The following is a 12,402-nucleotide window of genomic DNA, read 5'->3' as shown; positions in this document are numbered from 1 at the left end:
TGATCGCTACATCCTTCAGCGATTCAACACATCCCCCATCCACCGCAAATACTCCCCCCGCTCGGAAATCGAGTTATGCCCCGAGTCCGGCACCACCTTCAGCGTCGCCACGCCCGCGGGAAAACTCTCGAACAAGCGCTGCGTGCTGCTGCTTCCAATCACGTCGTCATCACTGGCGGCCAACAGCAACGTCGGTGCGCGAATATGCGCCGCGTATTTGCCCGATTCGAAACGATCCTTGAGCAACCACTTCACCGGCACCCACGGGTATTGCCGTTCAGCGATTTCCTCGAGGCTGTTGAACGGCGTCACCAGAATCAGATTCTGCACCGGCCGCTGACTGGCCAGGCGCACCGCCACCCCCGAACCGAGGCTGCGACCGACCACGGCGACCTGCGGATGAGTGGCATAGACCTGATCGAACAACGCCAGTGCATCTTCGGCAATCGCGGCTTCCGATGGCGAGCCGGTGCTGCCAGCAAAGCCCCGGTAATGAAGGAAATACAGCGCGTAGTCGGGAAACGCCTCGGCGAATTGCGGCAGATTTCGCGAGACGTCCTCGGCATTGCCGCCGAAATAAATCAGTGCGCGCGATCCGCTGCGCTCTCGGGTTGTCACCCAGACCTCGGCATCCGGCATCGACAGTTTCATTCGCGAGTCCGCTGCAACCACGGCGGCAGGCTGGGGAAACCAGATCAGCGAGCGCTGAAACACGAACAGCGCGGCGCACAGCAGCAGGTACACGGCAACGATGAAAACGACGAGTGACATCAGGGTTCGGGACATTCGGCTACTTTTAACGGGGAGAAAGGTTGGCTGTGGCAGTGTAGTTCAGCGCCTGCGCCTGACAGCCGGCGCACACACCATGCAACAGATCCGCGCAGCAGGAGGACACGCATGCGCCACACTGAGGGTTACTCCCGTCGCCGCTTGCTCACCCTGGCTGCCCAGGCTGCGGCGCTGTTCACCATTGATCGGGCGTTGGCCAGCAGCGTAGCGCCGACCGCCACTGCGCCGCCCACGGCAGGAGACCAGACCATGCAGACCCGCGCCATCCCTTCCAGCTCCGAGGCACTGCCCATGGTCGGGTTGGGCACCTATCGCGGTTTCGACGTCGCGCCGGGCGATCCGGTTTACCGGCAGTTGCCCGCCGTCCTCGAAGCGCTGTTCAGAAAGGGCGGCACGCTGATCGACAGCTCGCCCATGTACGGACGCGCCGAGCAGACCACCGGTGAACTGCTGTCGATCCACGAACCACGTTCGCCGGCTTTTCTCGCCACCAAGGTGTGGACGCGCGGGCGCAAGGAGGGCATCGCGCAGATGGAGCAGTCCTTCAGTTTGCTGCAAACCGAGCGCATCGACCTGATGCAGATTCACAATCTGCTCGACTGGCAAACCCACTTGCCAACCCTGCGCGAATGGCAGGAGCAGGGGCGGATTCGCTACATCGGCATCACCCATTACACCTCGTCGGCCTATGACGAGGTCGAGGCCGTGCTGAAAGCCGAAAAGCTGGATTTTCTGCAGATCAACTACGCCCTCGATGATCGCGCGGTCGAGAAACGCATCCTGCCGCTGTGCCGTGAGCGTGGGGTGGCGGTGATTTGTAATCGGCCGTTTGGCGGCGGCGATTTGCTCGCCCGGCTCAAAGGCAAGCCGCTGCCGGCTTGGGTCTCGGATGTACAGGTCAACAGTTGGCCGCAACTGGCACTGAAATTTCTCCTGGCGCACCCGGCGGTGACCTGTGTGATTCCCGGGACCAGCAATCCGCGCTACATGGCTGACAACGCCGGAGCCGGTTTTGGGCCGATGTTGACCGATGCGCAGCGGCATCAGTTGATTGCGTTGCTGGGCTGATCAGCCTTGAAAATTCGCGAAGCCCTTTTGATTAATTGCAAATTGTTCTAAAAAACTGTCAACCCTGACAGTTGGCTGAGCTGTGCCTGAAGCCAATCATGCAGTTCCAGCCAAACGGCCGAACAGTCATGAACGTGAAACACCAGAGATTTCTTGGTTTGGCAGGCGTCTGCCTGATATTGACGTCCCTCAAGGTAATCGGCGAAACCGCAGAGTATGTGTGCATGGGAAGCCAGAGAGGCCAAATCGCAATCGTGCGGGCAAATTCTTTATTGGAGGCGAACCAGTTAGCCAAGGCAGCGTGGGGGGCTGCCGGCTGCTATAAAAAGTGACTCAACTGCGATAGCGCAACGCCTCCAGCAACAACGCAAACGCCGGCGCTGCCTGGCGTCGGCTCGGGTAGTACAGGTGATAACCGGAAAATGCCGGGCACCAGTCTCCCAGCACCTGGACCAGGCGACCGTCCGCCAGAAAGGGCGCAACGACGTTTTCCGGGATGTAGCTCAGACCGAAACCGTCCAGCGCGGCGTCGAGCAATGGGTACACGCCATTCAGGGTGACCTGGCCGGAGACGCGCACTTTCAGGCTTTCACCGTCCTTTTCGAACTCCCACGAATACAGTCCGCCATTGGTTGGCAGACGCAGGTTGTTACAGGCGTGGTCGGTCAGGTCGCGCGGGGTTTGCGGTGCAGGGCACCGGGCGAAGTAGGCGGGGGAGCCTACCACCGCCATGCGCATGTCCGGGCCAATGCGCGTGGCGATCATGCCTTGGGCGACGTCTTCGCCCAGGCGCACACCGGCATCGAAGCCTTGGCCGGCGATGTCGACGAAGCCATAGTCACAGCAAACCTCGACGGACACATCCGGGTACTGCGGCAGGAAATCCTGCAACACCGGACGCAGGATCCAGTTCAGCGAATGGTCGGTGGCGCTGATGCGGATCTTTCCCGCCGGGGTTTCGCGCAGGTTGCTCAGGGCGGCCAGTTCCACCTCGATTTCCTCGAAGCGCGGGCCGATGGTTTGCAGCAAATGTTCGCCGGCCTCGGTCGGCGAAACGCTGCGCGTGGTGCGGGTCAGCAGGCGCAGGCCGAGTCGCGCCTCGAGACTGCGAATGGTGTGGCTAAGCGCCGATTGCGACACGCCGAGTTTGGCCGCAGCCTTGGTGAAACTGCGTTCACGGGCGACGGCAAGAAAGGCGAGCAGGTCGGTGGCGTTTTCCCGAAGCATTGATGATCGTCCTGCATAAGTTTTTTCGGATTCTAGTCGATTATCCAAAGAGTGCGGATCGCTACAGTGGTTGCATCATTTATTGGAGGAAATGCCATGAACCCGATTGCTGCTTCCGCACTGACGCTCTCGCTGCTGGCTGGCGAGGTGTATGCCACTGAAAATCCGCGTGTCACGGTCACACCGAATGGCTCGCAACCTTCGGCCAAAGGCCCGGCTGACTGGTTTACCGGCACGGTGCGGGTGGATGCGCCGTTCAAAGGTACCGACGAGGCGCGGGTCAGTGGCGCGACCGTAACGTTTGAGCCTGGCGCGCGAACGGCGTGGCATACCCATCCGCTGGGGCAGACATTGATCGTCACTTCCGGGGCAGGGTTCGTGCAGGAGTGGGGCCAGCCAGCGCGTGAAATCCGCCCGGGCGACACCGTGTGGATTGCCCCGGGCGCCAAGCATTGGCACGGGGCAACGCCGACGACGGCGATGAGTCACATTGCGATTGCCGAAGTGCTGGATGGCAAGGTGGTGGACTGGATGGAGCAGGTCAGTGATGAGCAATATCCGCGCTAAGCGAGGCACCCTGTAGTAGCTGTCGAGTGCAGCTAGGCTGCGATCTTTTGATCTTGCTTTGGAGATCAAAGATCGCAGCCTGCGGCAGATCCTACAGGGGTGTTTTTACGTCGACTTTCTTCAGATCATCTCCGGCAACGAATCAAGAATCTTGTCCAGCGTAATCGGATATTCGCGGACCCTTGCGCCGGTGGCGTTGTAGATCGCATTCGCCACCGCCGCACTCACGCCGCAAATTCCCAATTCACCCACGCCCTTGGCCTTCATCGGCGACGAAATCGGGTCGGTTTCTTCGAGGAAGATCACTTCCTGATGCGGAATGTCGGCGTGCACCGGCACTTCGTATCCAGCCAGGTCATGGTTGACGAAAAAGCCCAGGCGCTTGTCCACCGCCAGTTCTTCCATCAAGGCGGCGCCGACGCCCATGGTCATCGCGCCGATGACCTGACTGCGCGCCGACGTCGGGTTGAGGATCCGCCCCGCAGCGCAAACCGCCAACATGCGCCGTACGCGAACTTCGCCAGTGGCGGCATCGACGGCGACTTCGACGAAATGCGCGCCGAAGGTCGATTGCTGATATTTCTCGGCCAGATCACCGAACTCGATGCTGTCTTCGCCGACCAGCGCGCCGCCTTCAGCCGCGTTGCGCAGCGGCAGGCTCTTGCTTCCGACGCGCACCTGACCATCGGCGAACTCCGCCTGATCCGCCGCGAGTCCCAGCTTCTGCGCCACCGCTTCACGCAGTTTCACACAGGCGGCATAGACGCCGGAGGTCGAGCAGTTCCCACCGAACTGACCGCCAGACCCAGCCGAAACCGGGAAGTCCGAATCACCCAGACGCACGACTACATCATTGAGACCAACGCCCATCATCTCGGCAGCGGTCTGCGCGATGATCGTGTAGCTGCCGGTGCCGATATCGGTCATGTCCGTTTCAACAACGACCTTGCCGTCACGCTCCAGGCGTACGCGGGCGCCGGACTTGACCAGTAGGTTGTTGCGAAACGCCGCCGCCACGCCCATGCCGATCAGCCAGCGGCCTTCACGACGGCTGCCCGGTTGCGCCTTGCGCTGCTCCCAGCCGAATTTCTCCGCGCCGATCTGCAGGCATTTGACCAGTTGGCGTTGGGAGAACGGCCGCTCGGTTTTCACCGGGTCGACTTGAGTGTCGTTAGCGATGCGGAACAGCACCGGGTCCATCTTCAGCTGTTCGGCCATTTCGTCCATGGCAATTTCCAGCACCATCAGCCCCGGCGCTTCACCCGGCGCGCGCATGGCATTGCCTTCGGGCAGGTCGAGCGGCGCGAGGCGCATGCTGACGCGGCGGTTTTCTGCGGCATAGAGCAACTGGCTCGGTTGCGCGGCCAGTTCGACCTTGCCGTCAGCAAGGTTGCCCGACCAGCCTTCATGGGCGATGGCGGTCAGCTTGCCGTCCGCCGCGGCGGCCATGCGGATGCGCTGAATCGTAGCCGGGCGATGGGTGGTGTTATTGGCCATTTGCGGGCGGGCGAGGGCGACTTTTACCGGCCGCCCCGCCATGCGCGCGCCGAGAGCGGCGAGGATCACGTCGGCGCGGATGAACAGCTTGCCGCCGAAACCACCGCCGATGTACGGCGAGACCAAACGCACTTTTTCCTTCGGCAGGCCGAGGGTTTTCGCGATGTCACCGACACTCCAGGCGACCATCTGGTTCGAGGTCCACACGGTCAGCTGATCGCCTTTCCACGCGGCCAGTGTGGCGTGCGGTTCCATCATCGCGTGGGACTGGTCTGGTGTGGTGTAGGTCTGATCGAACTGCACCGGTGCGGCGGTGAAGGCCTTGTCGAAGTCACCGTGATTGACGTCGGGCAGCTCGTCTTTCGGCTCGACGCCGAGGTCTTTGACGCTGGCCAGATCGAACTTGCCCTCGGTGGTTTGGTAATCGACCTTGACCAGTTGCGCGGCGGCGCGGGCCTGTTCGAAGGTCTCGGCAACCACCAATGCAACGGCTTGCTGGTAATGCTGCACTTCGGGACCAGCGAGCAGATGCGCAGCGTTGTAATCACCCTTGTCGAGCTTGCCAGCGTTCTCGGCAGTGACGATCGCCAGCACGCCGGGCGCCGCTTTGGCCTCGCCCAGATGAATGGCTTTGATTCGGCCTTTGGCAATCGCCGAGTCAACCATGAAGCCGTAGGCCTGATTGGCCGCCGCTTCATGTTGTTCGTAGGCGTAAGTGGCCTGGCCGCTGGTTTTCAACGGGCCTTCGATGCGCTCGGTGGGCTGGCCGACGACCTTTAGGCGGTCGATGGGATTGGTGGTGGCGGGCGTGTCGAATTTCATGCGGTTTCCCTCGCTTGCGCCAACACCGAAGCCAGCGTGCGCTCGACCAGTGTCAGTTTGAATTGGTTGTCATCGGTGGGTGTCGCGCCTTCCAGCAGGCGTTCGCTGACCGCTTTGGCGCCCTTGGGCAACAGCGCTTCAGCGGCTTCGACCCGCCACGGTTTCGGCGCGATACCGCCGACGGCTACGCGGCCGGTACCGTCCTTTTGCAGGATCAAACCGACCGAGACCAGGGCAAACGCGTAAGACGAGCGATCGCGGACCTTGTGATAAATGTGCGTGCCGCCAACCGGCGCCGGCAAGGTCACTGCGGTAATGAATTCGCCGGGCGTGAGGCTGGTTTCGATGTGCGGCGTGTTGCCCGGCAATTGGTGGAAATCGGCCATGGGAATGCTGCGCGTGCTGCCGTCAGGCTTGACCGTTTCGATCTGCGCATCGAGTGCGCGCATGGCGATGGCCATGTCGCTCGGGTGGGTGGCGATGCAAGCGTCGCTGACGCCGATGATTCCGAGTTGCCGCGTCACGCCACCGATCGCCGCGCAGCCACTGCCGGGGTTGCGTTTGTTGCAGGCCTGGTGGGTGTCATAGAAGTACGGGCAGCGGGTGCGTTGCAGCAGGTTGCCGGCGGTGGTCGCCATGTTGCGCAACTGCCCGGAAGCCCCGGCGAGCAGGGCGCGGGAGAGCAGGGCGTAGTCCTTGCGCACGCGCGCGTCGGCGGCCAGATCGGTGTTGCGCACCAGCGCGCCGATGCGCAGTCCGCCCTCGGGTGTTGCTTCGATCTGGTCCAGGCCGAGGTGGTTGATATCGATCAGGTGCACCGGGGTTTCGATGTCGAGTTTCATCAGGTCGAGCAGGTTGGTGCCGCCGGCGATGAACTTGGCGCCCTCGACTTGCGCAGCCTGGGAAGCGGCTGCGGCAGGTGAGTCGGCGCGGCTGTAATTGAAGGCTCTCATGCCGGCACCTCCGCGACTTCAGTGATGGCTTCGATGATGTTCGAGTAAGCGCCGCAGCGGCAGATATTGCCGCTCATGCGCTCCTGCAGTTCGGCGGCGATCAGCTTCGGCGGCTCGGTCAGGCTCGGACTGACGTGGCTGGGAATGCCGTCGCGGATCTCTTTGAGCACAGCGACCGCCGAGCAGATCTGCCCCGGCGTGCAATAGCCGCACTGGTAACCGTCGTGCTTGATGAACGCGGCCTGCATCGGGTGCAGCTTGTCCGGCATGCCGAGGCCTTCGATCGTGGTCACCTCACTGCCGTCGTGCATCACCGCCAAGGTCAGGCAGGAGTTGATCCGCCGACCGTCGGCGATCACCGTGCAGGCGCCGCACTGGCCGTGATCGCAGCCTTTCTTGGTGCCGGTCAGGTGCAGGTGTTCGCGCAGGGCGTCGAGCAGGGTGGTGCGGGTGTCGACTTCGAGGGTTTGCGGTTTACCGTTGACTTGCAGGGTAACTTGACTCATGGCCGGTTGCTCCAGACTGGCCGCGTAGGCCTTGAGGCTGATAAAGGGGGGCATGGCGAACGCCGTCGCGGTTACGGCGCCGAGGATCATGAAATTGCGTCGGGAAATCGGCATGGTTCGATTCCTTTTCTCTCATCGGGCGGCAGGATTGCAAAAGGCCCAAACGGGCGCGCCGGCATGCATGCCAGTCTCGTAAAAGGAGTGACCGCAGCGGGAGGGAAAAGGTTTTGTCGGATTTGCGCTAAAGAGTTATGTGCGCAGCTCATCAATTGACCTGTGGGAGCGAGCCTGCTCGCGAAAGCGTCGGGCCAGACCCAGCCGCTGCTGGATGTGCCGACCTCTTCGCGAGCAGGCTCGCTCCCACAGTGGAGATGTGTTTTGCAGTTATGGCCCACCCACCACCATCGAGGTAAACGGTGCGACATACGCCTGCAACGTCACCAGCCCCCCGACCAGGATCGCCAGTACGATCGAGTGGAAGAACACGTAACGCAGGATCTCGCCTTCATGTCCGTACCAACGGGTCGCGGTGGAGGCGACGACGATCGACTGCGCATCGACCATCTTGCCCATCACCCCACCGGAACTGTTCGCTGCCGCCATCAGCACCGGACTGATACCCAGCTGTTCCGAGGTCACCCGTTGCAAGCCGCCAAACAGCACGTTCGAAGCGGTGTCGGAACCGGTCAGCGCCACCCCCAGCCAGCCGAGCAGCGTGCCGAACATCGGGTAGAAAATCCCCGTCGCCGCGAACGCCAGGCCCATGGTCGCATCCAGCCCCGAATAGCGCGTGAGGAAGCCCAGCGCGAGCATCGCCGCAATCGTGATCAACGAAAATCGCACCACCCACAACGTGCGCAGGTACTGCTTGATCAATTGCGGGATCGAATAACCCATCAGCAAGCCGCCAACGATCGCCGCCAGCAAGATCCCGCTGCCGGTCGCGGTCAGCCAGGTGAACTTGTAAATCGCTTCCTCGGCTTTCGGCGCTGCGACAACCGGCGGTACTTTTTCTATTTGCAGATGCAGACCGGTGAAGGTCACCGCCGGGGCGAAGATCGGATTGGCCTCGCGTACCGGTTTGCCTTGCGGGTCGAGCTTGGCCGATTGCGTGACCGGGTCGATCACCGGGCGCGTATCGAACATGTTCTTGAAGCCCTGCGTGCCCCAGGCAAACACGAACACCGTGAGAATGATCCACGGCATCCACGCGCGCATCACTGCCGGGCGCGCCTGATCGCTGAACGCGGCGCTGGCGGTGACTGTTTCTTCGTCGACCTTGGAGTTGTCGACGCGCCCGGACAGCGCTGCCGAGGTGTGGATGGTCGCCGGTTTCCACACCTTGAGGAACAGCGTCAGACAGGCCATGGAAATCAGCGCAGCGATGACGTCCACCAGCATCGGCCCGTGATAGTTCGAGACGAGAAATTGCGGGATGGCGAAACTTACCCCGGCCACCAGAATCGCCGGCCACACCTCGAGCATCTTGCGCCACCCGGCAAACGCCCAGATCAACCAGAACGGCACCAGCACCGAGAAGAACGGCAACTGCCGCCCGACCATCATCGACAGCTCCATCTCGTCCAGCCCGGTGACTTTGGCCAGGGTGATGATCGGCGTGCCCAGCGCACCGAAAGCCACTGGGGCGGTATTGGCGATGAGCGCCAGACCCGATGCGGCCAATGGCGAAAAACCCAGGCCGATCAGAATCGCACCGGTCACCGCCACCGGCGTGCCAAAGCCTGCCGCGCCTTCGAAGAACGCACCGAAACAGAAGGCGATCAGCAGCAACTGCAAGCGTCGGTCATCGGTGATGCGCGCGAGGGAATCCTGCAGCACTTTGAACGAACCATTCTCCGTGGTCAGGCGATGCAGGAAGATGATGTTGAGCACAATCCAGCCAATCGGCAGTAAGCCATTCGCCGCGCCGAACAGCGCCGCCGAACCGGCCATGCCTGCTGGCATATCGAAGGCGAAAATCGAGATCAGCAGGGCGGAGGCCAGCGCCAACAGCGCCGCCAGATGCGCCTTGACGTGAAAGAACGCCAGCGCCGCGAGCATCACCACTACCGGCACGGCGGCCATCAGCGTGGAGAGCACCGGGTTGCCGAACGGGTCGTAGATTTGCTGCCAGACCATGATCCACCTCTGCTTATTGTTATTGAGGGCGCAGATCCATTGCATGGGGGTAGGTTGCAAGCAGTATAGGTGGCGTTACGCCGCTGTTCGGCTGCGACGAACGAGCCGACAAACGGTCGATAGTGGCCACTGAATCAACGCGTTTATGCCCGGTCGTATCTGCGGCTGCGCGCACTGCGTCCCGAAGACGCGGACAGCGTGGCGATTTCCGTCGTCAAGACCTTGGTTTTTAGGGAAGTGTTGAATGAAGCAAGCGACAACCATGCTGCTCACTGTGACCGCCGCCGTATTGCTCAGCGGCTGTATTGCGGATTTTGATGATGACCACCGGCATGGCCGGCATTACGACCGCGACCATGGCCGTTACTACGACCATGACCAGCGCTGGGACGACCGCGATGACGACCGCCGCGATGGCCGTCGTTATCACCGTGATCGCGATGATGACTGACTGAATGAAGAGGGCGTTCCCATCAAAGGAACGCCCTCTGTGCATCAGCCTCAGTTGAAAAAACGAGCGTTCGCCTGGACGCGGGATCGCGCAGGCACCGAGGCCTCGTGATCGAGCAAATGGGTGGCGAGTATTTCGCTCAGAAAACGGAACTGATCGTTGAGGCCGACCACTTCATTGCTGAAATGATTGCTGGCGGCGGGCATCAGCAGATCGTCGAAATCTTCGTTGAACACCAGCGTCTGCGCCTTGCGCGGCACGACGTGCTGTTGGTAGTAGTTGCTGCCGAACACCGGGAAACTCACGGAGAGGGTGACTTGGGTGTGGATCATGGTGTGAACGCCTCGTTGTGTTTCGGATGGGTCAATCGTGCCTTTCATCATGGGAGGGCGGAAGGCAATCGTGGCGATGGTGGATATCGATGGTGGTGATGGTTGAGGTTTGTGGTGCTGCTGTTGGCGCCTTCGCGAGCAGGCTCGCTCCCACAGGTGCAAGGCATTCAAATGTGGGAGCGAGCCTGCTCGCGAAGAGGCCGGAACCTTCAGCATCGAAATCGACTGACCTGCCTATACTCAAACCAGCACCTCCCCAAGCCAAAGGACACCGCCACCGTGAACCCACGCGCGCTGGTCGTCGCCGCACTGCTTTTGCTGGCCGGCTGCGCCACCTCGGCCCGGGCACCGGTGAGTGCGCCGCAGGCGGTGGTGGTGTCGGCGCAAACCTGGCAGCAGATCGACCGCGAGATCCTCAGCGCATCGCAACAGGCCACCGAGCAGGTCAAGCTGTTCGCCCGTGGCTCGATGGAACATTGGCGCACTCGGGTCTATCAGCAAACTGAAGAAAATTTCATCCCTTGGTTCAGCAGCTACTGGACCCAGGAGTGGCTGTCGATGAAGGTCAGTTGGTACACGATCAGCGCCGGCGGTGAGCAGGACGCTTCGGCGAAACGGCTGGCGGCGTATCTGCTTGAGCAATATCAGGAAAAAGTCCTCGCGCCGGTCGCCGTGGAGATCGATCCGGATGCGATTCTGGCGCAGGCCACGGCGTTCTATGCACAGTTGATGGCGCAGCAGATGCCGCTCATCGCCCAGCGTCACGGTGTGCCGATTGCGCAGCTCAACGGACGCTTGCAGAAGATCCCGGCCATCGCCCTAGGCCCGCCGCCTGCGCGGGATGCTTCGCTGTTCAAAGTCATCAGCACCGAGCCGCTGAACACCCTCCCGGCGTACGCCGCACTGATCGACAAGATCCACACCGACGGCGGCGCCAAGGGCATTTCCTCCACCGACGCGGCGATGGCCCCGGTGGCCAAGCGCGCCAGCCAGCGCATCGAAGCAGAAATGGCCCCGCGCGGCGCCGCCAGTGCAGTGGCGGCAGCAGCAGGCAAGCTCGCCGGAGCGATGATTTCGGTCGGCGTGGCCGGCATACGCGCAATCATCCAGGCCAACGACCGCCCCGACAGCGAAGCGCTGATTCGCAGCAGCCTCGGCAATACCTTCGACAAAGCCTGGCAGAAGCTGCTGCAGAACCCGACCACGGGGGTGATGGCCGGCACGTTGCACATGGCCGGGCAGGTCGAAGGTAATCTGGGCGTGAGTGAACCCACGCCTATCGATGTGAGCGCTGTGCCATAGCGCTTGTACCTGCGAAGTTTTACTGGCGGCGGTCGCGCCCGGATCAGAGCGGATGCTAGTCTTGCGCAACGCTGTTGTCAGGGAGCCCACATGGGCAATCACAAGATCGAGATTCGCCGCAGTAACGTCGAGAAAATCCTGCTGGCGGCGGAAAAGGTTTTCGCCGAGAAAGGCTTCGGCAGCACCGCCATGGCGGACATCGCTGCCGAAGTGCAGTTGCCGCGTTCCAATCTGCATTACTACTTCAGCACCAAAAGCGAGCTGTACAGCGCGGTGCTGTTCGATCTGCTGGAAGTGTGGAAGCAGGACGCGCTGTGCTTCGAGATGTTCGACGACCCGCGCGTGGTGCTGAGCAGTTACATCCGCGCCAAGATGAATCATTCACGCAGCCGGCCCTATGGCTCGAAAGTCTGGGCCAACGAGATCATCCACGGCGCGCCGACCCTGGGCGAGGCGCTGGATGCGAGCCTGTATGACTGGGCGAAGATGAAGGAAGCGAAGATTCGCCAGTGGGTCGAGGACAAGCGGATCCTGCCGGTGGAGCCGTCGGGGTTGCTGTACATGATCTGGGCGTCGACGCAGCACTACGCCGACTTTGATCATCAGGTGAATATTCTGAATGATCATCAGCCGTTGTCGGATATGCAGTTCGAGCGGGCGGTGCAGACCGTGACGGGGGTGATTTTGCGCGGGATCGGGCTGGAGCCTTGAACCCTGTAGTGGCCGGATTGGCCTCTTCGCGAGCAGGC

General features: G+C 61.8%; 12 protein-coding genes. 5 read left to right on the top strand and 7 right to left on the bottom strand.

What is annotated here, in order from left to right; genetic code table 11:
* Positions 1 to 15: 15 nt before the first annotated feature.
* The gene (locus tag KVG87_RS03320; protein ID WP_217849239.1) at positions 16 to 786 is read right to left on the bottom strand and encodes an alpha/beta hydrolase; all 771 of its coding nucleotides are present in this window, start codon (positions 784 to 786) and stop codon (positions 16 to 18) included.
* Positions 787 to 897: 111 nt separating this feature from the next.
* On the opposite strand from KVG87_RS03320, the gene KVG87_RS03315 reads away from it, so the two are divergent.
* Entirely contained in the window at positions 898 to 1,857 is a 960-nt protein-coding gene (locus tag KVG87_RS03315) for an aldo/keto reductase (protein WP_217849237.1), read from the top strand.
* 333 nt (positions 1,858 to 2,190) lie between these two features.
* Here the strand turns inward: KVG87_RS03315 and KVG87_RS03310 are convergent, their stop codons facing one another.
* Entirely contained in the window at positions 2,191 to 3,084 is an 894-nt protein-coding gene (locus tag KVG87_RS03310; RefSeq protein WP_217849235.1) for a LysR family transcriptional regulator, read from the bottom strand.
* Positions 3,085 to 3,180: 96 nt separating this feature from the next.
* Between KVG87_RS03310 and KVG87_RS03305 the strand changes: the two genes are divergently transcribed.
* Positions 3,181 to 3,651, top strand: a complete 471-nt coding sequence (locus KVG87_RS03305; protein WP_217849233.1) for a (R)-mandelonitrile lyase — start codon at positions 3,181 to 3,183, stop codon at positions 3,649 to 3,651.
* A 120-nt stretch (positions 3,652 to 3,771) separates the two neighbouring features.
* On the opposite strand, the gene paoC is transcribed toward KVG87_RS03305, so the two are convergent.
* The 4 genes from paoC to KVG87_RS03285 form a co-directional block, all read right to left on the bottom strand.
* On the bottom strand, positions 3,772 to 5,970 hold the full coding sequence (gene paoC, locus KVG87_RS03300; RefSeq protein ID WP_217849231.1) for an aldehyde oxidoreductase molybdenum-binding subunit PaoC: 2,199 nt from the start codon (positions 5,968 to 5,970) through the stop codon (positions 3,772 to 3,774).
* Positions 5,967 to 6,923, bottom strand: coding sequence for an FAD binding domain-containing protein (locus KVG87_RS03295; RefSeq protein ID WP_217849229.1), 957 nt, complete (start codon positions 6,921 to 6,923; stop codon positions 5,967 to 5,969). Before KVG87_RS03295 ends, paoC begins: the two co-directional genes overlap by 4 nt.
* A complete protein-coding gene (paoA, locus tag KVG87_RS03290) occupies positions 6,920 to 7,543 on the bottom strand; it encodes an aldehyde dehydrogenase iron-sulfur subunit PaoA (protein WP_041480864.1) in 624 nt (207 codons plus the stop codon). Before paoA ends, KVG87_RS03295 begins: the two co-directional genes overlap by 4 nt.
* A 270-nt stretch (positions 7,544 to 7,813) precedes the next feature.
* Positions 7,814 to 9,568 (bottom strand): L-lactate permease, encoded by a 1,755-nt coding sequence (locus KVG87_RS03285; RefSeq protein WP_056789178.1) that lies wholly within the window; start codon positions 9,566 to 9,568, stop codon positions 7,814 to 7,816.
* 244 nt (positions 9,569 to 9,812) lie between these two features.
* Here KVG87_RS03285 and KVG87_RS03280 point away from each other — a divergent pair, with 244 nt between their 5' ends.
* Positions 9,813 to 10,019 (top strand): hypothetical protein, encoded by a 207-nt coding sequence (locus KVG87_RS03280; protein ID WP_217849227.1) that lies wholly within the window; start codon positions 9,813 to 9,815, stop codon positions 10,017 to 10,019.
* A 50-nt stretch (positions 10,020 to 10,069) separates the two neighbouring features.
* Here the strand turns inward: KVG87_RS03280 and KVG87_RS03275 are convergent, their stop codons facing one another.
* Positions 10,070 to 10,351, bottom strand: a complete 282-nt coding sequence (locus tag KVG87_RS03275) for a hypothetical protein (protein WP_217849225.1) — start codon at positions 10,349 to 10,351, stop codon at positions 10,070 to 10,072.
* A gap of 279 nt (positions 10,352 to 10,630) precedes the next feature.
* Between KVG87_RS03275 and KVG87_RS03270 the strand changes: the two genes are divergently transcribed.
* Together KVG87_RS03270 and KVG87_RS03265 are read left to right on the top strand one after the other, a co-directional pair.
* Positions 10,631 to 11,653, top strand: a complete 1,023-nt coding sequence (locus KVG87_RS03270; protein ID WP_186566589.1) for a hypothetical protein — start codon at positions 10,631 to 10,633, stop codon at positions 11,651 to 11,653.
* Positions 11,654 to 11,743: 90 nt separating this feature from the next.
* Complete coding sequence (locus tag KVG87_RS03265) at positions 11,744 to 12,364, top strand: TetR/AcrR family transcriptional regulator (RefSeq protein ID WP_024013291.1); 621 nt, start codon at positions 11,744 to 11,746, stop codon at positions 12,362 to 12,364.
* Positions 12,365 to 12,402: the final 38 nt, after the last annotated feature.

Source organism: Pseudomonas siliginis (assembly GCF_019145195.1).
Lineage (GTDB): Bacteria > Pseudomonadota > Gammaproteobacteria > Pseudomonadales > Pseudomonadaceae > Aquipseudomonas > Aquipseudomonas siliginis.
The sequence above is the reverse complement of the archived record's forward strand: the minus strand, read 5'-3'. Positions and strand labels throughout refer to the sequence as shown.